General features: G+C 26.4%; 21 protein-coding genes. 13 read left to right on the top strand and 8 right to left on the bottom strand.

What is annotated here, in order from left to right; all coding sequences use genetic code 11:
- Positions 1 to 163 precede the first annotated feature (163 nt).
- Both T324_RS0114150 and T324_RS0114145 read right to left on the bottom strand, forming a co-directional pair.
- Entirely contained in the window at positions 164 to 2,617 is a 2,454-nt protein-coding gene (locus T324_RS0114150; protein WP_028330859.1) for a tetratricopeptide repeat protein, read from the bottom strand.
- A 70-nt stretch (positions 2,618 to 2,687) separates the two neighbouring features.
- Positions 2,688 to 4,541, bottom strand: a complete 1,854-nt coding sequence (locus tag T324_RS0114145; RefSeq protein ID WP_028330858.1) for a tetratricopeptide repeat protein — start codon at positions 4,539 to 4,541, stop codon at positions 2,688 to 2,690.
- Between the two features lie 175 nt (positions 4,542 to 4,716).
- On the opposite strand from T324_RS0114145, the gene T324_RS0114140 reads away from it, so the two are divergent.
- Positions 4,717 to 5,730, top strand: coding sequence for an alpha-hydroxy-acid oxidizing protein (locus tag T324_RS0114140; protein ID WP_028330857.1), 1,014 nt, complete (start codon positions 4,717 to 4,719; stop codon positions 5,728 to 5,730).
- 76 nt (positions 5,731 to 5,806) lie between these two features.
- On the opposite strand, the gene T324_RS0114135 is transcribed toward T324_RS0114140, so the two are convergent.
- Together T324_RS0114135 and T324_RS0114130 are read right to left on the bottom strand one after the other, a co-directional pair.
- Positions 5,807 to 6,451 carry an ankyrin repeat domain-containing protein gene (locus T324_RS0114135; RefSeq protein WP_028330856.1) on the bottom strand — a complete coding sequence of 215 codons (645 nt, stop codon included), beginning with the start codon at positions 6,449 to 6,451 and terminating at the stop codon, positions 5,807 to 5,809.
- Positions 6,452 to 6,598: 147 nt separating this feature from the next.
- Positions 6,599 to 7,219: a class I SAM-dependent methyltransferase gene (locus T324_RS0114130; protein ID WP_028330855.1), complete on the bottom strand. Its 621-nt coding sequence runs from the start codon at positions 7,217 to 7,219 to the stop codon at positions 6,599 to 6,601.
- 334 nt (positions 7,220 to 7,553) lie between these two features.
- Between T324_RS0114130 and T324_RS0114125 the strand changes: the two genes are divergently transcribed.
- Complete coding sequence (locus T324_RS0114125) at positions 7,554 to 9,551, top strand: ATP-dependent helicase (protein WP_028330854.1); 1,998 nt, start codon at positions 7,554 to 7,556, stop codon at positions 9,549 to 9,551.
- Between the two features lie 118 nt (positions 9,552 to 9,669).
- Here T324_RS0114125 and T324_RS0114120 read toward each other — a convergent pair whose 3' ends face one another.
- Positions 9,670 to 10,101 (bottom strand): PepSY-like domain-containing protein, encoded by a 432-nt coding sequence (locus T324_RS0114120; RefSeq protein ID WP_028330853.1) that lies wholly within the window; start codon positions 10,099 to 10,101, stop codon positions 9,670 to 9,672.
- Positions 10,102 to 10,440: 339 nt separating this feature from the next.
- Here T324_RS0114120 and T324_RS0114115 point away from each other — a divergent pair, with 339 nt between their 5' ends.
- The gene (locus T324_RS0114115; protein ID WP_028330852.1) at positions 10,441 to 10,767 is read left to right on the top strand and encodes a hypothetical protein; all 327 of its coding nucleotides are present in this window, start codon (positions 10,441 to 10,443) and stop codon (positions 10,765 to 10,767) included.
- A gap of 2 nt (positions 10,768 to 10,769) precedes the next feature.
- Complete coding sequence (locus T324_RS0114110; protein WP_028330851.1) at positions 10,770 to 11,756, top strand: DUF2157 domain-containing protein; 987 nt, start codon at positions 10,770 to 10,772, stop codon at positions 11,754 to 11,756.
- Positions 11,757 to 11,849: 93 nt separating this feature from the next.
- Here the strand turns inward: T324_RS0114110 and T324_RS0114105 are convergent, their stop codons facing one another.
- Positions 11,850 to 12,659, bottom strand: a complete 810-nt coding sequence (locus T324_RS0114105; RefSeq protein ID WP_028330850.1) for a family 1 encapsulin nanocompartment shell protein — start codon at positions 12,657 to 12,659, stop codon at positions 11,850 to 11,852.
- Between the two features lie 20 nt (positions 12,660 to 12,679).
- Positions 12,680 to 13,033 carry a demethoxyubiquinone hydroxylase family protein gene (locus T324_RS0114100; RefSeq protein ID WP_028330849.1) on the bottom strand — a complete coding sequence of 118 codons (354 nt, stop codon included), beginning with the start codon at positions 13,031 to 13,033 and terminating at the stop codon, positions 12,680 to 12,682.
- A 177-nt stretch (positions 13,034 to 13,210) separates the two neighbouring features.
- On the opposite strand from T324_RS0114100, the gene T324_RS0114095 reads away from it, so the two are divergent.
- The 8 genes from T324_RS0114095 (at position 13,211) to T324_RS0114055 (ending at position 21,706) form a co-directional block, all read left to right on the top strand.
- On the top strand, positions 13,211 to 14,167 hold the full coding sequence (locus tag T324_RS0114095) for a TAXI family TRAP transporter solute-binding subunit (protein WP_038375314.1): 957 nt from the start codon (positions 13,211 to 13,213) through the stop codon (positions 14,165 to 14,167).
- Between the two features lie 162 nt (positions 14,168 to 14,329).
- Positions 14,330 to 14,713, top strand: a complete 384-nt coding sequence (locus T324_RS0114090) for a DUF1850 domain-containing protein (protein WP_342664460.1) — start codon at positions 14,330 to 14,332, stop codon at positions 14,711 to 14,713.
- Positions 14,714 to 14,801: 88 nt separating this feature from the next.
- On the top strand, positions 14,802 to 15,275 hold the full coding sequence (locus T324_RS0114085; RefSeq protein ID WP_028330846.1) for a GyrI-like domain-containing protein: 474 nt from the start codon (positions 14,802 to 14,804) through the stop codon (positions 15,273 to 15,275).
- A 1-nt stretch (position 15,276) separates the two neighbouring features.
- Positions 15,277 to 15,876 (top strand): RdgB/HAM1 family non-canonical purine NTP pyrophosphatase, encoded by a 600-nt coding sequence (gene rdgB, locus T324_RS0114080; RefSeq protein WP_028330845.1) that lies wholly within the window; start codon positions 15,277 to 15,279, stop codon positions 15,874 to 15,876.
- Positions 15,877 to 16,074: 198 nt separating this feature from the next.
- Entirely contained in the window at positions 16,075 to 16,599 is a 525-nt protein-coding gene (locus T324_RS0114075) for a DUF8052 family protein (RefSeq protein ID WP_028330844.1), read from the top strand.
- 34 nt (positions 16,600 to 16,633) lie between these two features.
- Positions 16,634 to 18,304, top strand: a complete 1,671-nt coding sequence (locus T324_RS0114070) for a carbon starvation CstA family protein (RefSeq protein ID WP_028330843.1) — start codon at positions 16,634 to 16,636, stop codon at positions 18,302 to 18,304.
- A 167-nt stretch (positions 18,305 to 18,471) separates the two neighbouring features.
- A complete protein-coding gene (locus T324_RS0114060) occupies positions 18,472 to 18,894 on the top strand; it encodes a hypothetical protein (protein WP_028330841.1) in 423 nt (140 codons plus the stop codon).
- Between the two features lie 46 nt (positions 18,895 to 18,940).
- Positions 18,941 to 21,706, top strand: coding sequence for a tetratricopeptide repeat protein (locus T324_RS0114055; protein WP_028330840.1), 2,766 nt, complete (start codon positions 18,941 to 18,943; stop codon positions 21,704 to 21,706).
- An 83-nt stretch (positions 21,707 to 21,789) separates the two neighbouring features.
- Here the strand turns inward: T324_RS0114055 and T324_RS0114050 are convergent, their stop codons facing one another.
- On the bottom strand, positions 21,790 to 23,451 hold the full coding sequence (locus T324_RS0114050; RefSeq protein WP_028330839.1) for a formate--tetrahydrofolate ligase: 1,662 nt from the start codon (positions 23,449 to 23,451) through the stop codon (positions 21,790 to 21,792).
- A 197-nt stretch (positions 23,452 to 23,648) separates the two neighbouring features.
- Here T324_RS0114050 and T324_RS0114045 point away from each other — a divergent pair, with 197 nt between their 5' ends.
- Entirely contained in the window at positions 23,649 to 24,611 is a 963-nt protein-coding gene (locus T324_RS0114045; RefSeq protein WP_028330838.1) for a Gfo/Idh/MocA family protein, read from the top strand.
- Positions 24,612 to 24,613 lie beyond the last annotated feature (2 nt).

The raw sequence follows: 24,613 nt of genomic DNA, 5'->3' as shown, positions 1-24,613 counted from the left end.
CGAAGTACGCAGAGCGGTTGGGCTAGTCCCCACAAATAATAAAATAATTTTTTACAAAATATATTTGTTTATGTATATACTAAAACTTTTTAAATTTGTTAATTTCTTATTGTCATTTTTCCAAAATTAAAACAAAAAATAAAACAGCTGCTAATATTATATTTTATAAAGTAATATTCTTATCTTTACAAAATTCAAATGCTAAATCTATATTGGTAAATTCTTCTTTTATAATATCTTTAAATACCATAAGATAAAATTCATCTTCCAAAGCTAACTTATAAGATTTTTCCAAATCATTTAATGCTGACTTTTCTAAATCAGTATAATTTTTTGATGAAGCTATTTTTGATATAATTTTATTAAAAAAGGATTTCTTATCATTTGTTTTATTTTCTGAATTAGTTTCTTTTGATAAGAAGAATTTCTCTTTAGCTCTTAAAATATATAAAAACCAATCATTATCATTTAATTCAATAGCTTTATCATAATTTTCAATACTCTCTCTATATTTATTTAAATAATCATAACATGAAGCTCTTTCACTATAGTAGTTAGGATTATTCGGATCATATTCTATAGCTTTATTCAAATCATTTATAGCTTCATCATAATTCTTTAAATACTTTTTAGAACAGCCTCTATAATAATAAGCACTGCAATGATCAGGCTTTTTATTTATAATAATATCAAAATCTTTTATTGCTTCATCATATTTTAATGCTCTGTATTTAGTGTATCCTCTTTCATAATAAACATCAAAATTATCAGGATACATATTCATAACTTTATCATATATTTGTAAAGCTTCTTCATATTTATTCATATTAGATAAACAAAAAGCAATATTATAATAAGCACTAAGTTTATCAGGCTTTATTACTAATACTTTATTATAATATTCTATAGCTTTATCATATATAGTTTGTCTTGAATATATAAGTCCAATATTAAGATAAATATCATCCTCATCATAGCCTAATTCTAATGCTTTATTAAAATCTTCCAAAGATTTTTCATAATCTTCTAAACTCATCTCAGCAAGTGCTATATTATAATAACTTAATGCATAATCAGGCTTTATTTCTAATGCTTTTTTATAATAGTCAATAGCTTCTTGATAGTTTCCTAAATTATGTTTAATAAGTCCTAAATTAATATAAACAGATGCATACTGAGGATTTATTTCCAATGCCTTATTATAATATTGAATTGAGTTTTCATAATCATGCATTTCATAATATGCTAACCCAATATTATAATAAGACAAAGCCCTAGAAGAATCTAACTCTAAAGATTTATTATAATATGTAATAGCTTCTTCATAATTTTCTTTATTATGATATACCGAACCAATAGTATTATATATTTCAGCATTATTACTATCTATATCTAAAGCCTTATTCAAATAATTTAAAGCTTCATCATATAATTTTAAGTCAATTTTTACTAAAGCAATTTCATTATAAATATTAATATCATTAGGGTTTATTTCAAGTATTTTATTTAAATAAGATAAAGCCTCGTCATAATCATTTAAAGCTCTTTTTACTAAAAATATTTTGAAGTAGGTATCCGAATTATTCGGAGAAATTTCCAACGATTTTTCTAAATATTCCAAAGCCTCATTATTTAAATCCAATTTATGTAAAGCAAAAGCAATATCATGATATGCTTCAATAAAATTAGGATTTATTTCTAATACTTTTTTGAAATATTCCAAAGCCTCTTCCATATATCCTGCATCAGTTTTTATATTTCCTATTCTGTCATAAATATAGCAGTCATCAGGATACATTTCTATAACTTTATTTAAATATTGATTTGCTTCATCATATAGCTCTAAATCTAATTTTATAGAATATATTTTTAAATATGTTTCAAAATTATCAGGCTCTATTTCTAAAGCCTTATTTAAATAAGATAAAGCTTCATCGTCAAATCCAGCAGAATGTTTTATCAAAGCAATATTATGATATGCATTAATAAGATTAGGGTTTATCTCTATAGACTTCTCATAGCATTTTAAAGCTTCATCAAATTCATTCAAATTATATTTACATAAACCAATATAGTTATATGCAAAACTTACTGCATCATTTTTATCTAATTCTATAACTTTATTAAAATCTTTTATAGCTTCTTCAAATTGAGATAAATAAAACTTACATAATCCTCTATTATTATAAGAATGAATATTATCAGGAAAATCTGCTATTACTTCATCATAAATATTTATAGCTTCTTTATACCTTTTCATGTAAAAGTAACATAATGCTATATTAGTACAGGCATCAATATCATTATTATTTATTTGCAAAACTCTATTAAAATCTTCTATAGCTTCTTCATATAAAGTTAAATATAATTTTGCTAATCCTCTATCATAATATACAGTTTCGCCGTCATCACCCAATTCAATAGCTCTCTCAAAATCTTTTATAGCTTCTTCATATAATCCCAAATTTAATTTTGATAATCCTCTGTTATGATAAAGATCATAAGAATCGCCATTATAAAATATAACCTTATCAATATATTCAATGGACTTTTCATACTCTTTATTTTCATAAGCTTCTTTGGCTTTATCCAGCAATTCTTTAATATTGTCATTCATAATACAATTCCTATTAAATAACCTCTTTTTATTTCGATAAAGTTGAAATAAATTTTATAATTTTATCATTTTATTTCAAGCCATGTTCTTTTTTAAGATTTGCAATATTGCTCTTTGCATATTCATTATCAGGATCTAATTCTAAAGCTTTTTTATAATCTTTCAAAGCTTCTTTATATAGTCCTGCATTTTTCTTAACCCAGCCTCTATCATTATATAAATAAGCCGTATTTGGTTCTAATTCTATGGCCTTATCATAATCCTTTATAGCTTCTTTATAATCTCCTAATTCATCTTTAGCACTTCCTCTGTTTCCGTAAGCATTTGTATAATTAGGAGTCAATTCTATAGCCTTAGTATAGTCTTTTATAGCTTCTTTATACAAGCCTAACTTATATTTAGTAAGCCCTCTATTATTATAAGTATTGCTGTCATTAGGGTTTAACTCTATAGATTTATCATAATCTTTGATAGCTTCTTTATAAAGTCCCAAATCATTTTTAGAAAGTCCTCTGTTATTATATGCCTCACTGTAAGTTGGTCTTAATTCTATAGCCTTATCATAATATTTAATGGATTCTTTTAAAAGATCCAAATCATATTTAGCACTTCCTATATTATAATATGCTTCTGGATTATCCGCACATAAATCTATAGATTCTTCATAATCTTTTATTGCTTCTTCATACATTCCTAAATCGCTTTTAGCAAGCCCTCTATTATTATATGCATCACTATAATTAGGATTCAAATATATAGCTTTATCATAATCTTTTATAGATTCCTTATATAAACCCAGCTCTCTTTTTGCATTTGCTCTGTTATAATAAGCATCTACATAATTATGATCCAATTTTATAATTTTTTCATAATCTTTTATAGCTTCTTCATATAATTCTAAATCATATTTAGCATTTCCTCTATTCATATAAGCGTTTATATCATTAGGTTTCCATTTTATAGCATTATCATAATCTTCTATAGCTTCTTTAAATAAACCTAACTCTTTTTTTGAATTTCCTCTATTATAATAAGCATCTGAATAATTTGGATTAATTTCTATAGCTTTGTCATAATCTTCAATAGCTTCTTTATAAAGCCCCAAATCATTTTTAGAATTGCCTCTGTTGCCATAAGCACAATAATTATTAGGCTCTAACTCTAAAATCTTATTAAAATCTTTCATAGCCTCATCAAAAAGATGTAAATAATTTTTGGAAACTCCTCTATTATTATATGCATCTATATTTTTATTGTCTAACTCTATAACCTTATCATAATCTTCCATAGCTTCTTTGTGTAAGCCAGCATGATTTTTAGCAACTCCTCTATTATAATAGGCGTCTTTATAATTTTTACTTAATTCTATAGCTTTGTCATAATCCTTTATAGCTTTCTTAAAAAATCCTAAATTACTTCTAGAAAGTCCCCTATTATAATAAGCTAATGCATAATAATCAATCAAATCTATAGCTTCACTATATTTATCTATAGCATATTGGTATGATCCCATATTGTTTAAAGCAACTCCATTAGTGTTACAATCGAAATATTCATCTAAAGTATGTAAATCATTAATATCAATTTCATCATTTTCATCATTAAACATAGTTTTATCATAATGAAAATACTCAATAAACCTGTTATAAGTATAAAGTTCGTCAGGCTCTTTTATATAAAATGTTTCAAGTATTCTGTTTAATTCATCATTAAAATTTTCTGCCTTGCTGTTAAAATCATCAAAATCAGAATAATTGAATGGATCAATGCTATTTAAAAAATTATTTGCCTCATATAGAACTTTTTCTGCTTCTTTTTTAAAATCATCTTTTAAATCTGGAATTTCTCTTTCTTCAAAAGCTTTTAATGATATTTTGCATTTTTCTATATGTTTACTAAGAAGATAATTAGATATTTTTGCCATTTTTCATTCCTATCATAGTTTATTAATTTTACATAAATTATTATAATACAAAAATAATTTAACACCATATAAAATTATTATTAACTGTTTACAATAATAATTTACTTGTTTTATTTTTTATATTTAGTATTATTGTTTTGCATTATTATACGTTTAATTATATCGGAGGAATTTTATGACTTATAAAGAAATTATAGAAGTAGCAAAAGACTGCATGGGTTTCTGCAAAGCATGTGCAATTTGTAATGGAAGAGTTTGTAGAGATTGCATGCCTGGTCCTGGCGCCAAAGGAATAGGAGATGTTGCTATTAGAAATTATGACAAATGGAGAGAAATAAGACTCAATATGGACACAATATGTTCTAATGAAGATGTAGATACTTCTTTTGAGTTATTCGGCAAAAAATTTAAATATCCTATATTTGCAGGTCCTGTAGGTGCAGTTCAACTTCATTATGGAAATAAATATACAGAAGAAGAATACAATGATATATTAGTAAAATCATGTCATGAAGCAGGAATTGCAGCTTTCACAGGAGATGGAACCAATCCTAATGTAATGATTGCAGCAACTACTATGATAAAAAAACAAAATGGAATAGGAGTTCCTACTATTAAGCCTTGGAATATAGATGTTATAAAAGAAAAAATGAAATTAGTTGCAGATTCAAATGCTTTTGCTGTAGCTATGGACGTTGATGGAGCAGGACTTCCTTTCTTAAAAAATCTTACCCCAAAAGCAGGAAGCAAAACCGTAGATGAGTTAAGACAAATCAAAGAAATTGCCCAAAGACCATTTATAGTAAAAGGTATAATGACTGTAAAAGGAGCTAAAAAAGCTGTTGAAGCCGGAGCTGATGCAATAATAGTATCAAATCATGGAGGACGTGTACTTGATCAATGTCCTTCTACTGCCGAAGTTTTGCCTGAAATTGCTGATGCTGTTAAAGGCAAAATTAAAATATTAGTAGATGGAGGAATTAGAAGCGGTGCTGATATATTAAAAGCTATTGCTTTAGGTGCTGATGGAGTTGTTATTGCAAGAACTTTTGTAATAGCTGCTTACGGCGGAGGAGAAGAAGGAGTTAAATCTTATGCTGCTCAATTAGGCGCTGAACTTGAAGATGCTATGACTATGTGCGGTGTTCACAGCTTAAAAGAAATTACTAGAGATGTAGTAAGATTTTAATTTTCTTTACTATAATTTTTTATAATTTTAAAAACTCAATATATAGAGTGATTACTCTTTATATTGAGTTTATTTTTTAATTAATATTTTTAAGCATTTTTACTATATTAGAATTTCCTGATTCTAAAGCATAATCTAATGCTGTAAAACCAGATATATCTTGTATGCTTGTATCAGCATTATGATTTAATAATATACTTACTATTTCTTCATACCCTTTTTGAGAAGCCCTTATTAAAGCAGTACGTCCGTCATAACTTTTAACATTTATATCAGCATTATGTTCTAATAAAATATTAACTATTTCTGTATATCCATTTACAGAAGCTTCTATCAAAGCAGTACGGTCATTATCGCATTTAATATTCACATCAGGATTGTTTTCTAATAACATATTAACTATTTCAGTATGTCCTTTTGATGAAGCAAGCATTAAAGCAGTTTGTCCGTCATAGTTTTTTATATTTACATCTGCATTATGCTCTAACAGTATATTAACTATTTCTGTGTAGCCTTTTGATGAGGCTTCCATTAAAGCAGTATAGCCGTATTCATTATCTTTCATATTTATATCAGCATTTAATTTCAATAGTATATTTACTATATTATTATGCCCTTTTTCTGAAGAAATAATTAAAGTATAAGATAAACCTTCTTTATAAAAAGAATTACTGCATGATATAAATAATAATGCTGATAAAATTAATAATAACTTTTTCATATAATACCTTTATTATTCTTATATCATCATAAAAAATAAAAATAAATATAAAATTATTATAGATATTTCATAATCTGACAATTAAAAAAGTTAATCTATAAATAATTATAAAGATACTAACGAACATCAATATGTTTATAAAGCATATCATTTTTTTCCTATAACAGAATATATAAATCCTTTTAATTGTTTTTTCTCTATTATTTCAAATCCATTTTTAATCATTCTTTTTGATATACCTTCTTTATTTTCTGTATGACAATCACCGCTTTTCATCAAAGGAAATAAAATATTATTATCTACCCAAGCAGCTATTCCACCTACTCCTGTATCAGATAATACATAAATACCGCCTTTTTTAAGAATACGATAAGCCTCTTTCATAGCTTCATTTGGATAAGGATAATGATGAAAACTTTGTATACATGTTACTACATCAAAACTATTATCATCAAATGGAAGTTTATCTGCACTGCCCAAAATAAATTCCGTATTTCTTATATTTTTAGACTTAGCAACCTTTAACATCTCTTCTGATAAATCAAGTCCATAAAATAATCTATTACTTTTATATTGAAGTAAATTTATTAAATAACCTGTTCCGCAGCCAACATCTAAAAGTTTATTATAATCAATATTATTTAAATATTCTGATACATAATTACAGCTTATCTTCCCAAATTTTGAATAACATACTGTATCTTTTTCATCATATATATTAGCTTGTTTATTAAAATGTTCTTTTGATAATTTTTCATAATCTTTCATAAATAAACTCCTATCAAGAAATAAATGTTAGAATATTCTAACATTTAAAATAATAAAATCAATATAATATTAAAATAAATAAAATTAACTGCTAATATCTATAGAAATATCTTCTATGAATACAATTTATTAGATATTAGAAACTTCTTTTTCATGTCTTTCATTATACAGCACTCTGCATCATTGGCATATTTATTACACTATTTTTAAACTTCAATAAAAAACATAGTTTTATATTTATATACCATTAAACAAATAAATTTCAATATTAAAAATTTTACATTATTTTAATATAATATATAATAACTCTTCAAAATAAGAGGTGATTATAAATATGGCATTAATGTTAAATGAAGAACAAAGACAAGCAGTAGAACATATTGACGGACCGCTTCTTGCATTGGCTGGTGCTGGTTCAGGAAAAACAAGAGTTATTACAGAAAGAATCGCATATTTAATAAAGCATGGCGTACTTCCAAGCCAAATATTAGCTGTTACATTTACAAATAAAGCAGCAGCGGAAATGCGTGAACGTATAACAAAACTGTTAAAAGAAAAACCAAAACAATTAGTAGTAAGCACTTTCCATTCATTTTGCGTAAGGGTATTAAAAGGAGACATTGAAAAACTAGGATATAAAAATAATTTCAGTATATACTCCTCATCAGACAGCAGAACATTAATAAGAAATATTTTAAGAGAAATAAAAATTAATACTCTCAATTATGATGAGAATTTGTTTGCTTGGTATATAGACAGATATAAAAATAATTTGATGAAGCCGTATGAAGTAGAACCTCATGATGATTTAGAAAAAATAGCAAAAAGAGTATATGAAGTTTATCAAACATATTTAAAAGGATATAATGCTGTTGATTTTAATGATCTTATTAATTTAACAATAGATTTATATGTAGAGTTTCCAGAAGTTCTTGAAAAGTATCAGGAAAGATTTAGATATATAATGGTAGACGAATATCAAGATACCAATTTTGCACAATATAAACTCACAAGTTTACTAGCATCAAAATATAGAAATATTGCAGTTGTAGGAGATGATGATCAAAGTATCTATGCATTCAGAGGTGCAGATGTATCAAATATCCTTTCTTTTGAAAACGAATATCCAGATGCCAAAATAGTAACGCTTACAAAAAATTATAGAAGTACAAAAGCTATACTTGAGGCAGCTCATTCAGTAATAAGCAATAATATACAGAGAAAAAATAAGGAAGTAGTTGCAGAGGGAGAAGAAGGCATACCTCCTGTTATAATGCCTTGCGAAGATGAAAGAGAAGAGGCTCAGTTTGTAGCAGATTCTATAATAAATTATTCTATAAGCAAAGGATTAAATTATGAAGATTTTGCTGTTCTTTTTAGAATGAATGCTCAATCAAGACTTTTTGAAGAGGCTTTCAGACTTAGAGGACTTCCTTATACTGTAGTAGGTGCTTTTCAATTTTATGAAAGAAAAGAAATTAAAGATATACTAGCCTATCTCAATTTATTTGTTAATCCGGAAGATGAAGTTTCTTTGCTTAGAGTTATAAATATACCTAAAAGAGGAATAGGAGCAGTAGCAATAAATACTCTAAATGAAATTAGTATAAAAAATGAATCTTCATTATATCAAACTTTGCTTGACTATGAAAGTATAGAAGAAATTTCACCTAAAGCTAAAGCAGGTATAAAAGATTTTCTTGAAATTATAGAGCATTATCATAATTTATTTACAGTTGATAAAAATGATATTGAACGTCCTAAACTATATGAAAATATAAATAAGTTTTTAGATGTTATTGCTTATCATAATGAAGTATTGAATTCAAGCGATACTAAAGAACAAGGTGCCAAAAAAATGGAAAATGTTGAATCTCTTATGAACGGCATACTTGAATATGAAAAATCTAATAAAAATGCTACATTAAAAAATTATTTAGATAGAATTTTATTAATGAGTATAGAAGAACAAAATGAAGATGAGGATAAAAAGAAAGGTATTATGCTTATGAGTATACATGCCGCTAAAGGATTAGAGTTTCCTTATGTTTATATATGCGGTATGGAAGATGGTATAATGCCTCATCAAAAAAGTTTAGATGAAAATGGACTTGAAGAAGAAAGAAGATTATGTTATGTAGCTATGACTAGAGCTAAAAAACATTTAACTCTTACATATTGTAGAAGCAGAACTAAAATGGGTAGAAAAGTTGAATGTACTCCTTCTGTATTTTTAGAAGAGATGAGTAAAAATCTACCAGAAGAAATGGCTATGAATGAAGAGGAGTTTTTTTCAAATTTAAAAGCTTCTTTGAGACCTGATAATAAATAGCAAAATATTACTTCATATATAAATAAAAAATGTTTTATTATTAAAAAATAGAGGAAGTTAATTTTATAACTCCCTCTATATTTTAGTATTTTTCAATAAATAATCTATATATTTTTAATTAATCATCAAATTTTTGTCCCATTAATTGTCCGTCAGCTGTAACAAATAATTCCATAAAGTTATTTAATTTGATTTTATAACTTCCCCATTCTTTCTCAGCATCTATAACTACAGATTGAGGATAAGTATTTTTTATAGTGTTTACTACAGATTGAGGTAAAACTTCAAAAGGAACTGCATTGTATTTGCCATCTATACTGTTCCAATCACCATTATATAAAAACTCTATTTTTACTCCATTTGACAATTTTACTTCAAATTTTCCGTCATCTCTTTCTACTTTCCATATTTGAGTATTAGGATAAATCTGCTGTATAAAGCTTCTAGCATTTTGAGGAAGTGAAGAAACTGGAACTACCCAATCAGCAAATAAACTTGAAGTAGAAATTATAGTTAATGTTATTAATAAAGCAAATAATTTTTTAGTCATAGTAAATCTCCTTTTTATCGTTATTTTTTTATCATATGTACATGTAAATTATCTTTACAATTATAAGTATAGCCCAAATATAATTTTTGTCAATATAATTTACATTTAATTTACAAAAAATTTACTTAAATATTATATTTTTATATACTTTATAATACATATAACACTAAGATATATTGCAAACATAAAAAATAAGCTGTGAATGTAAATATATTTTACTTCAATAGATAGTATATTATCATAAATTCATAATTTTTAATAAAAATAATTTTTATTGCAATTATTAGATTATATATTAAATTATATAATATAGATTATAAAAATTGGATAATTATAATTATGAACAATCAAAATATACAATTAATTGTAAATAAGTTAGATGATCTTATTTCATATTTGGAAAATAATAATTTAGAAAGTTTTTTTCAAAATAAAAATGAATTATGCGACATGATAATATCTGAAAATAGTAAAGATTTTAATGATAATATAAAATATGATATTGAAAAGATTATTCCAAATGACTTAATAGATAATTTTAAAAATTTTATTAAATATATAAAAGTTTTAAGAACAATGAAATCCCCTGATGGAAATAATGATTACACTAGATATACTTTAGATAACATAAAATATATTAAAAAAGAAATATTTAAAGATTATTAATCATGAGCAGTAAAAACAGATTTATATTAAAAGAATTAAAAAAATGGAATAAAGATAACATTATTACTAATGAACAATTGGAAATATTATCAAGAAAATATAGAGATGATTATATAAATTGGCAGCCCATAATAAGAGCCATAATGATAACAGGGATTGTAATGGTATCTTTGGGATTCATATCTTTTATAAGTTTTTATATTTTCTCTCTTTACTTTATAGCATTCCTATTTTTTATACTTTTCATATCCGGATTTATAATAGATGAAATTCTAAAAAGAAAAGAAATATATTTACCAAAAACTTCATCTGCTATAATAGCCTTATCATCTATATTTTTATCTGCTGATATATTTACTATTTCATATATTATCACTAACAATAAAGACAATTTTATTGTTTTATCTCTTATAAGTATAATACTATTTTTCATAATAGCATATATAAAAAGAAATTATGCTGTATTATCAATAGCTATAATAGCAATTATTACTTGGTATGGAATTGAAGGTTTTGATATATCAGGTATAGATTTAAGGCTTAATAATTATATAAGATTCATAATAACAAGTATATTTATATTTTTAGTTGGAATCACAGATATAAATAAAAAATTAGGGGTAAAATATTTAAAATTTTCAGTCATTTATTACACAATAGGATTATTATATTTAAATATAATATTAGCATTTATGTCAATATTTGGTAATTATGATTATGCAATAATTCTTAAAGAGTATGGAAATCCATACATTCTTATATATAGTTCATTATTTTTATTGTCAAATATTATTATTTTTATAATAGGATATAAATTAAAAATTTCTTCTATAGTAAAATATTCAATATTTTTTATTATACTTAATATATATATAAGATACTTTGAATATTTTTACTTTAGAATTAATACTTGGATATTCTTTATTATATTAGGCTCATCTACAATACTTATAGGAATAATAGCAGAACGCATAATAAAATACAGATAATACAATTAAAATAAAAAACCTGCATCTATAATAGAAAGATGCAGGTTTAAAATAAAATATTTGCTATAAAGAGTTATTATTATGAAATATAAATCATTCTAAAACAACTATTGCATTAGCATCTTTTATTCTAGGTATAATTGTTTCCATTATTCTAAAGCTATGATTTAAATCTTTTTGTTCTAAATAGGCAGTTGATATGTCTATTCCTATAGCTAAATCCATATACTGAGGTTCAGCACAAAGTAATGCTGCCTTTTTACCTTTTATAACATGAACATTATACAAATCAGATATCATATTTGAAATTCTCTGAGCTTCTGTCATTCCAGTACCCTGCTGTATTCTTTGCAAATCAAAATACAATGATTGACTTAAGCATAATACAAATCTTCCAACAATACCTTTTTCTCTAATCATATTTATAGCTTTTACTATATCAGTATAAGGGTTCTCTCCTTGAGACCAATCAGATATCTTTAATTTCTGAACACCATCAGCATTTAAAATACCTTTTAATTCAAGAAAATCACTTCCATTAAATATTAAATTATCCTCTTTATTTGCAAGCACCTGAGATGCCTGAGATACTATAGATAAATCTAAAGGAAGTTTATTAGAAATATTATTTTCTAAATCTCTCCATAATAATGTAAAATCCTGGTATAATTGAGGAAGTTCAACAGATTTCCTTCCAGATGTTTTAACGAAACCATCTTCAAATACTTCCTCTCTGTCGCTTTTATCATATTGTACGCTTATGGCACCAGCACCTAATGGACCATAAATTGATAAAAATCTTCTTCCTACAAGAATTCTACTTGCAGTTTCAACAACAACTTTATCTATATCTTTCCAAAAACTTTCTTCAAATGGTGAACTTTCTCTAGCTAAATAAACCATATACTTCCTCCTTAAAAATATTACTTATCGTTTTTTAGACTTCCTACTGTAAGACCGGATAAGTTAGGTTCTTTTATTCCAAGCTCTTCCATCATCTCTTTTACCTCTAATTGTCCTGACTCAAAATGTTCAGCTTCTTTAGGATCTAAATGTCTTAATAAAGCCATTAACTCACCAACATGCGCCTTCTCTTCATCTCTTATATCACTCAACACTGCTTTTGCAACAGGATCATCTGTAGCCATAACATGAGCATCATACAAATATATAGCTTCAAGCTCACCTGCTATATCAAGTCTTATAGCCTGTATTAATTCTTCCTTTGTTACCTTTCTATTAACATTAGCATTAAATGGATTTGCAAAACTTGGCATTATAACACTCCTCACAAGTTATCTCTTAATAATATTAATTATTAATAAGTAAATTATACGATATAAATTATTAATGTCAATAGCATATCATAATTATTTAATTTTCATAATTGACTTTTAATAATATGAGGTATATTATTAATTAATTATACAATACAAATAAGTGGAGTATCCTTTATGAATATAAATAATAAAATTATTATTAGCATTATTGTTTTATTATTAATAACTATTTCATGTAAAAAAAATGAAAGCTATGAATATACTTTTGCTACTGGAGGAACAAGCGGTACATACTATTCATTTGGAAATAGCATAACAAGTATATGGAATTCTAATATAGAAAATATGAATATCACCCCAATATCAACTGGAGCATCTGCAGAAAATTTGAGACTATTGGAAAATAATGAAGCTGATATTGCATTTGCACAAAATGATGTTATGGATTATGCTTATAACGGAACAGATATATTTAATGGAGAATCATTGACTAATTTTTCTGCAATGCTTACATTATATCCAGAAGTAGTGCAAATAGCTGCCACAAAATCAAGCGGAATAAAAACTATAGCAGATTTGGAAGGAAAAAGAGTTTCAGTTGGAGATGCTGGAAGCGGTGTTGAGTTTAATGCTAAACAAATATTAGAGGCATACGGATTCACTTTTGATGATATAAATAAATCAAATCTTTCATTCAAATTATCAAGTGATGGTTTAAAAAATAATACATTAGATGCTTGTTTTATAGTAGCAGGTATACCTAATGCTGCATTGCAGGAACTATCATTAAATACAGAAATAGTTTTAATTTCATTAGATAAAATACAAATGGATGAAATGATAAATAAATATAAATATTACTCAAAAGTTACAATACCACCTAACACATATAATAATGTTACTAATGCTACAGAAGCTGTTGCTGTAAAAGCATCAATCATTGTTAATAATAATATGCCAGAAGATATGGTTTATAATTTAATGAAAACATTATTTGATAAACAAAATGATTTAGCTCTTGTTAATGATAAAGGTAAAGAATTTAGTATAGAAGATTCATATAAAGGAATATCAGTACCATTCCATCCTGGTGCTTTAAAATATTATAAAGAATTAGGATATGAAATTTAATATTTATTAAAGACTTAAACTATTATGAATAAAATAATCTTGAAAAAAATTGTTAAATTTTTAATTGTAATTATCATAATTATTGTTTTATTTTTTCTGCCAATATTTCAAAGGCTTTTACTGTACAGTACAAAAGATAATAAAACTAGTATGATATTAAAAATGAATAAACAAGAATTTATAATTTCTTATATTCATTCTGTAAATCAAAGTAAAGTTAGAGATTATTATATATTAGATAAAAATAATAATATTGTTTTAGAAAAAACAAGATTTGTTTCTTATGGTGCCGGTATTCCAGAGCCTAAAAAAGATGAAAATTTTGTTGTTACTGATGATTATATGGAAATAAATAATATCAATACTATAATTAACAATTTACATCTATTTGTAGGTACATCTGCAAATCATAATATTATGATAGATAACAAAATTTTTGAATTAGATAAAACATTCAAACCTCAAACAAGTATAACAATAGAATATAAAAAGATTAATATGTTCTATTATCTAAAATCATATATAAATAATATGATATATGATTAAATAAAATTTATAATATCATAATTTTTGATAATTTGACTTATTTTCAGTATATTATTATTTATTATAAAATAATTTGGAGTAAATCTTTATGAGTATAGAAATAGTTGAAAAAGGAGATTTTGAAGTAATTGGAAAGGTAAATTCCGGTGAAAGTGAAAAACATTCTGAGTGGGTTCTTCCATTATGGCAAAATTTTAATAAAAATATTAAAGAAATAATTGATTTAGTAAAAATAGATGAAAATAATAATTTGGCTGGAATATGGGGTATAATGAATGATATAGATGAAACTTTTGCTCCTTGGGGCGAAATTGGAAAATACATGGCAGGTGTTGAAGTAAAAGAAAATTCTACACCACCTAATGGATGGACTAAATGGAAAATTAAAGGAGGAAAGTTTATTAAGGTAAAATGCAATATAGAGAACTATAGCAAAGTTTTTACAGACATTGTAGAAAACTATGCACCTAAAAATAGATATACTATTATTGGAAATGTTATGGAATATTATATACCTAACTCAAAAGATTTTTATCTATTTTTTAATATAAAAGGAAATTGATATGCTTGAAAAATTAGTGATAGCAACATCCAATAAACATAAATTAAAAGAAATAGAAGAATTATTCAAAGGAAGTGCTATAAAAGATATATTGCCTATGCCTTCAGATATAGGAGAAATAATAGAAGATGGAAAAACATTCATTGAAAACTCTCTTATAAAAGCAAGAACTGTATATAATCATACAAAATTGCCTTCATTAGCTGATGACTCAGGACTATGTGTAAATGCCCTTAATGGAAATCCTGGAATATACTCTGCAAGATATGGTGGTGAAAATTTAGGCTACAAAGAAAAAATGCAAATGCTTATAGATGAATTAAAAGACAAAAAAGATAGAAGTGCCTATTTTATAACTTCTGCTGTATGCATATTAGATGATAATTACTATATAGCAGTTGAAGGTAGAGTTAATGGAAAAATAATAGAAAATCCCAGAGGTTTTGATGGTTTTGGATATGATCCAATATTCCAACCCGATGGATATAGTATTACTTATGCTGAAATGAGTTTAGAAGAAAAAAATTCTATGAGTCATAGAGCTTTAGCTATGAAAAAAATGAAAGATATTTTATCTAATATATACATACAAAACAGCTAAAATAAATTAATAAAATTTATTTAGTATGCAAATAAAATAATTTTTTGCCATAATAATTTTAATAACAACTTTTATATCTAAAATGTATAATAAAACCAATATAAATTTATTAGCATATAATAATCATTACTATTTAATATGTATAAAAACTTGACAATGAAAAAATTCTATATATAATATATAGCATGGAGAATAAAAATGGCAAAACTTCACATAGATAATGAAAATGTAAAAAAATACATATTTAATATTTCAGAAAAGCTTATGAGACATTTTGATTTAGACTATGAAATAAGTAAAGAAGATGAATATTTTGATCTATATGCTTTCCATAGAAATGATTTTTTCAAGTCATTTATCACAAAATCAACTGTTTATGAAGGTTATTCAGTATTTGAACACATGCTTTTAAGATTTATTAAGGAATTAAAAAAAGAGGATATAGAGAACTTTCAAGAAATGCTTATAAGGTTAACTCCTATACTATCAAATCCAAATAAATTTCATAAGAGAAGTGTAATTACTGGAATAATAGTAACAGAAAGTCCATTAGATAAAGAATGGGAAAAAATGACAAGAAAATTTTTTTACAAAGTTAATTATAAGTTATTGTTTCATGGATGGTCAGAAACACAATATGCCATAGTGTCTATGACTGATAAAAATGTTTACTTACCTAAAATGCGTAAGAAGGAATTAAAACTTCTTCTTTCGGATTTTTAGGAGGTTATAAAAAAATAATATAAGGAGATATATAATGAATGCTTTCATTCTTCTATTGTTAGGTATGGTCATATTTTTCGTAGCTTACATAACTTATGGTTCATATTTAGCAAAAAAATGGGGTATTGACCCTGGTAAAAAAACACCTGCCCATACTATAAATGATGGTAGGGATTATGTACCAACAGATGCTAAAGTATTATTAGGACACCATTTCTCCTCAATAGCTGGAGCTGGGCCTATAACTGGTCCTATCATTGCTACAATGTTTGGATGGCTTCCTGTATATTTATGGATTATATTTGGCTGTGTATTTTTTGGCGGAGTACATGATTACGGTTCATTAGTTGCTTCTTTAAGACATGAAGGTAAATCTATTGGAGAAGTTATAAGACATAATGTTAGCCAAAAAGGTAAAATAATGTTCACACTTTATGCATTTATTACTATTTGTTTAGTAGTAGCTGCATTCTTGGACATTACTGCTGGTACTTTTGCTGTAAACGTTGATAATGCTAGAGAATCTGCTGCAGCTGGTACTGCAAGTATGTTATTTATTGCTTTGGCTTTATTATTCGGATTTTTAGTGTACAGAAGAGGTGCTTCTGTTGCTGTTTCTACAATAATAGGTGTTGTATTATTAGCAAGTATTATTTTTATATCCGATAAATTCCCATTCTTAGCTTTACAAAAAGTACATTGGCAAATAATATTAATTATTTATATAATATTAGCTTCTTTAATGCCTGTTTGGATATTATTACAACCTAGAGACTACTTATCTTCATTCTTACTTTATGCTATGGTAGTAGGTGGTGTTGTAGGTTTAGTAATAATGAGACCTGCTATACAGACTCCTGCATTTACTAGCTTTATGCCTAGTGCTGGAAACTACTTATTCCCAATACTTTTCATTACTGTTGCTTGCGGAGCTATATCTGGTTTCCATGCTCTTGTTAGCTCTGGTACAAGTGCTAAACAGCTTAACAGTGAAAAAGATGCTAAATTGGTAGGATATGGTGCTATGCTTATAGAAGGTATAGTTGCTATAGTTGCTTTAATGAGTGTTTCTGCTGTTGCTGGTAATGGTGAAGGTACACCTGCTGCTAGATTTGCTACTGGTGTTGCTACTTTCATGACTTCTTTCGGAGTACCATTAAGTATGGGTAAAACTTTCGTTACTTTAGCATTTGCTTCTTTTGCTTTAACTTCATTAGACAGTGCTACTCGTATAGGAAGATATTTAATACAGGAATTAGGTGAATATACTTCTGCTGATGGAAGAGTTCATAAAACTTTCTTAACTAACCCTTATATAGCTACTGGTATAACAGTTCTTGTATCTTTAGGATTTACTCTTTACGGTTATACTAGAATTTGGCCTATATTTGGTAGTGCTAACCAATTATTAGCTGGTTTATCATTATTAGCAGTTGCTGCTTGGATAAAAAACCGTCAAGGAAGAACTTCTTGGGAAAATGTTATACCTTTAACATTTATGTTCATAGTTACTCTTTCTGCTTTAGGTTTAGTTGTTTATACTAATATTGCTAAAGCTACTTTTGATGGTTATGTATTAGCTGGAATTGCTGCAGTTATGATTATATTAGCTGTTATAGAATTATTCATAACTGGTCAATGGGCTAAAGGATTAAAAAACAGAGAAACTGCTTCAAATCCTAATGATCCTATAAAAAACAAATAATATTTAAATATAAATATTTACCCCTCTCATAAATAATTATGAGAGGGGTTTTTTTATCTCTAAATTTCAAATAATGCATAAAAATAATTTTATTTAATAAAATTTTTAATATTTCCGATATAACATAAGTATTATATTTTAAATAAAGGTGAATATTTTCTAATATTATGTCTAATAAAAAATTTAAATTAAAAGAAGAAAAAGCGGTATTTGCTGACATAAGATCAGCTATATCAATTGCAATATTTGACAGTGAAATAAGTAATTATGACGGCAGTATAGATACAGATGTGAGACGTGCTGTTATGTATAATAAAATAGTATTTGAAAATCTTGTAAAAAGACTTTTTTCATATTATTCTAGCAGAGAAGATAAAAAGGACAGATTAAAAGAACTTTCTCTTATAAAAATGTTAAAAAATGACAGTGTATCTTTATCTAAAGAAAGATTATATTATATAGAAAATCCTGACGAAAAAACATTTGAATTTTTAAATGATGTTTTAGATAAAAACAAAAAAGTGAGAGGATATAGCGAATATATACTTTATTCACTATTTAATCATTATTTTGACTATATAAAAAATTAATAGTTTTAAATATTGTCCTTAAATTTATAAAAAGGATCGTATTATTATGAAAAAATTTCTTATAATATCTTTAGCAGCTATTTTAGCAGTATCATTATCATTACTTGGACAGAATGCCGCACCTAATGATGAGAGAAATATAGACAAAGAATTTTATAATGCTGAAAAACTTTTCTTCCAAAAAAAATATAATTTTGCAAGAGAAGCATTTTTACTATATTTAGAAAAAAGACCATTATCTACAAATGATATGCTTTATTATTATATAGGAGCATGTTATTTTCAGGATAAACAATATGAAAATGCAATCAATTACTATAAATTAGCCTTTGATATAAATGATTCATACTCATATTGTAATAATATAGCGAACTCATATTATCAATTAAAAAATTATGAAGATGCTTTAGTTTGGTATAATAGATCTATAGAACGTCTGCATTCTCCATATATAACAAAATTGAATTATGAGGTATTAACAAATTATACTGTTTCTCAAAATGTAGTAACAAATACTATATTCACATTTGATGTTAATGCTGTTTCTTCAAATGAAAATATAACAAATATATCTATAGGAACAAATGAGTTAGGAAGCACAAATTTAATTTCACCTATCGATACAAATACAATGTCAACAAATTTATCATCCGATACAAATGCAATATCCGATGCAATAAATAATTTAAACCAGTCAAATGAAACTATAAAAAATACATTAGACAATACATTTACAAAACTGCCTTTATTTACTAATGTTATTATAACAAATACTTACACAAATGAATATGAATTTACAAATACTACTGTTATATTTGAAGCTAATACAAACTTTAATCTTGAAGTTGTAGACCCTTCTGTATCTGAAACTTCTCTTCCTCCTGATAATGTTACAAACGAAATGAATACTGGAGATTCAAATAATGTAGTTATGAATACAAATTCTACAACTACTGGATCTACTTATGTTGTAACAGAAGAAAATAAAAACCCTTATATTGTAACAAATATAGTTATTATGACTAATGTTATGGATACAAACGGAAATATGGTAGAAATAAAAACTAATATAGCCTCCGTTGATTTATATAATACTTGGGCTTTATATTACAGTGCATATTTAAATATGGGACATACATTTATAGCACTTGGAGAAATAACTAATGCTGCTATAGCTTATGAAATATTTTTAACTAATGTAGGAAATGATTACTATCAAAAAGAGTCACTAGAAAAAGTTATATCCTTAATAAGAAGCAATGATACATCTGTTAAATTTATTCCGTTTACAAATAATCATAGAGTAAATACTAATAATGACGGAAGCATAACAACAGAAAATATATATCCAAATTTTGATTATGAAAGAGAAACATTATATGATAACGGCGTAAGAATAACTTATGAAAATGGAAAAGTAGAAAGAACAAAGATGTACTCAAATAATTATGAAGTTTCTGATACAATATATCCTTATGGTAAAAGAGAAATAGAAATATTATTTGAAAATGGAGACAGAAGAATAGAAACATATATGACAGATAACTCAAAATCTATCAATACAAAAACTTCTTCTGGTGATACTTTTGAATATACTTTATATCCTGATGGTTCTTTTATAAATAGAAAAACATTGGACAGCAACAAAGCATTTGTAGTAGAAAGATCCGACGGTTCTATTACCACAAATTATAAAGATGATAATGGTGCATTCTTCTATACTAGAAGTTTGGATGGTACAGAAGTAAAAAGAACAGAGGATAATTCCGGAAATATTATAACAGAAACAAAACGTGTTGATGGTGCTGTTATAGTAAAAACAGAAAATCCTGATGGAAGCTATGTTGTAGTAGCCAATTATATAGACGGAAGTATAGGAACTACTACTGTTGATACTAATGGTATAAGCAATTTAAAAATAGTTTATCCGGACGGAAGAGTTGAAGAAAGAAATTCTGGAGCATCCGGAGCTGGAACATTCTCATATAATGTTAAAGCTGATGACGGAAGCATTATAACAAAAACATATAATGATGACGGTTCTTTTACTGTAGTAACTAAAAAAGTTGATGGTACAGTGATAACTGACACTGTTGCTGAAGATACTATAAGTGAAATAAAAATGCCTGATGGTACTACAATAAAAAGAATAATAAGACAAGACGGTTCAAGAGAGACAACAACTCTTAATAGAGATTCAAGCACTATAACTGAAGTTGTAGCAGCAGATTCAAGCAGCATAACAACTACTGCTAAACCGAATGGATCTATTACAATAGTAACAAGAGATGTTGCCGGAAATACTGAAACAACTGTAACAGAGGCAGACGGAAGCACATCTACTACAAAAACTTATGTAGATGGAAGAAGTACAGTTAATGAAGTTAGAATTAATGGTGTTACTATAGACATAAACAATGATGGAAGAAATAAAACTACAATAGCAAAAGATGCTGAAGGATATATAGTTGAAATTAAACAGTATAAAAATGAAGATCCGGAAATAACATTAGTTGATTCTTTAGGAGAAGCCGTTGATGCTGAAACTGCCAAAACCGTTATAAGAAGAATGGATTTAAGTATAACTGTAGAAGATATAGATAATCTTAAAAAAGAAACAGAAAATACTGATAATACTGCAGTAACAGAGGAAACAGCAACTACTGAGAATACTGAGACAACAGAGGAAACAGCAACTACTGAGAATACTGAGACAACAGAAGAAACAGCACCAGCTGATAACACAGAAACAACAATACATACCGATAATACTGTTGGTACAGAAACAACTGATACTACAGCTGCAGAATAAAAATAATTAATACAAAAAATAAGAGCTATGATTTTTTCATAGCTCTTTTTTATTTTTTATATTCTATAGAAATTAATATTTAATTAGAATAATCCGCTTATCTTTCCATTTTCATCTATATCGATATTGCATGCAGCAGGAATTTTAGGAAGCCCAGGCATATCTATTATACCTCCAGCCATAGCAATTATAAAACCAGCACCTGAAGCAAGTTTTATTTCATCAATATTAAGAGTGTAACCCTTAGGAGCATTCAATAAAGCAGGATTATCGGATATAGATTTTTGAGTTTTTGACATACAAATAGGAAGATTTCCAAAACCTATACTTTCTATTTTTTTCATCATCTTATTAGCCTTAGCAGAAAACTTAATATCCCCTGCCCCATATATTTCTTTACATATAATTTCTATTTTTTCTTTTATAGTTTTTTCCAATTCATATAAAGGTTTATAATTAGATTCTTTGGAAGCTGCTTTTACAACTTTTTCTGCCAAATCTTTTCCGCCTTCTCCTCCTTTCTCCCAAACCTCGCATAATGAAATATCAACGCCCATATCCTCACAATGTTTTTTTATTAATTCTACTTCTTTATCAGTATCGGATGAGAATTTATTGATAGCAACAACAACAGGAACATTATATTTTTTCATGTTTTCAATATGCTTATCCAAGTTATCAAATCCTTTATTCAAAGCATCTAAATCTTCTTTATTAAGCTCTAAAGCTCCGCCATGATGTTTTAATGCTCTTATAGTAGCAACTAATACTATGCAGTTAGGCTTCAATCCAGCAACACGGCATTTTATATCAAGAAACTTTTCAGCACCCAAATCAGCAGCAAAACCAGCCTCTGTAATAGTATAATCAGAAAGTTTTAAAGCTAATTTTGTAGCAAGTACAGAATTGCATCCATGTGCAATATTAGCAAAAGGTCCTCCATGAACTATAGCAGGAGTATTTTCTAATGTCTGTACCAAATTAGGTTTTATTGCATCTTTAAGTAAAGCACAAGCAGCACCTTCAACTTTTAAATCCTTAACTTTTAAAGGATTATCATTAACATCATAAGCAAATACTATATTTCCTATTCTCTCTTTTAAATCCATCAAAGAATTAGATAAACAAAGTATAGCCATAATTTCAGATGCAACTGTTATTTGAAATGATGATTGCCTAGTAACTCCATTCTCACTACCTCCAAGCCCTATTACAATATCACGCAATGCCCTGTCATTCATATCAACAACTCTTTTGAATATTATTTTATTTGTATCTATTTTCAATTCATTGCCTTGTTTAATATGATTATCAATACAAGCAGATATCAAATTATGAGCACTTCCTATAGCATGAAAGTCCCCATTAAAATGCAAATTAATATCTTCCATAGGAACTATTTGTGCATATCCTCCTCCGCATGCTCCGCCTTTAATTCCAAATACCGGACCAAGAGAAGGTTCTCTCAAAGCAGCTATTGCATTCTTACCAATTTTATTTAGCCCCTGAGTAAGCCCTATTGTTACTGTTGATTTTCCCTCTCCTGCTGGTGTAGGTGTTATAGCTGTTACTAAAACTAATTTACCATTAGGTTTATCTTTTAGCTTATTCAAAAGAGACAATTCTATTTTTGCCTTATACTTACCATAAACCTCATAATCATCATCGCTAAGATTGAGCATTTTTGCAATTTCATCAGATTTTTTTAATTTGCATTCTTGTGCTATTTCTATGTCAGTTTTCATAATAACTCCTTGAATATAGTGGTTTAAAAAAGAAAAACTAATTAATAACAACAATATACTATAATTTTTAAATATTTGATATATATAAATCAGTAATATTTTAAATAATTTACACAATTGATGCAAAATAATATTGAATTTTGTAATAATTATAATTATAATCTTATTTAATAAATTTTATAATAAAGGAATTATTAATGGATAAAGTAAATATAAGTCTTATAGGTGTAGGAAGAATGGGACAATTCCATTTAAATGTTATAAATCAAATTAATCAAATAAATTTATCAGGCATATACGATGAAAATAAAAATCATCTTGATGAAATATCTCAAAAATATAATATAAACAAATTCAATAGTATTGATGAAGCTATAGATAATGCTGATGCTGTTATAATAGCAACTCCTACTATATATCATTTTGAAATAGCAAAAAAAGCTGTAGAAAAAGGAAAACATGTATTAGTAGAAAAACCAATGACAGAAACTTATTCTCAGGCATTAGAATTAGAAGAAATAGTAAAAAAGAATAATGTTATATTACAAGTAGGACATGTTGAGAGATTTAATGGTGCTGTACAAGAACTTCATCATATAATAGAAAAACCATATTTAATAGAGGCTAGAAGATTAGCTCCTTTTACACCACGTATTACAGATGTAGGAGTTGTATTTGATATAATGATTCATGATTTAGATATAGTAACTTCTTTAGTAAAAAAACCAATAATAAAATTTTCAGCAAGCGGTAAAAGAATAAGAACAAACAATGAAGATATAGCAAGTGCATTATTAGAATTTGAAGATGAAACTATAGCAACTATTAGTGCAAGCAGAGTAACTCAGGAAAAAATAAGAACTTTAGCTATAAGTACAGAAGAAGCATATTTTATATTAGATTATGCTACACAAGACATAACTATACATAGACAGGCAGCAAGCCAAAGTAATATAAAAACTTCTATTGGTATAAATTATAAACAGGAATCTATTATAGAAAGAGTATTTATACATAGAGATAACCCTTTAAAACTGGAAGATGAACATTTTGCTAATTGTATATTGGGAAAAGATCAAATATTTGTATCCATAGAAGATGATGTTAATACTATAAAATTAACAGAGGAAATACTGAAAGAAATAAAAAAGACTTGGTAATA

It is taken from the genome of Brachyspira alvinipulli ATCC 51933 (assembly GCF_000518245.1).
Taxonomy (GTDB): domain Bacteria; phylum Spirochaetota; class Brachyspiria; order Brachyspirales; family Brachyspiraceae; genus Brachyspira; species Brachyspira alvinipulli.
Note: the sequence above shows the minus strand (reverse complement) of the source record. Positions and strands in the feature narration are given on the sequence as shown.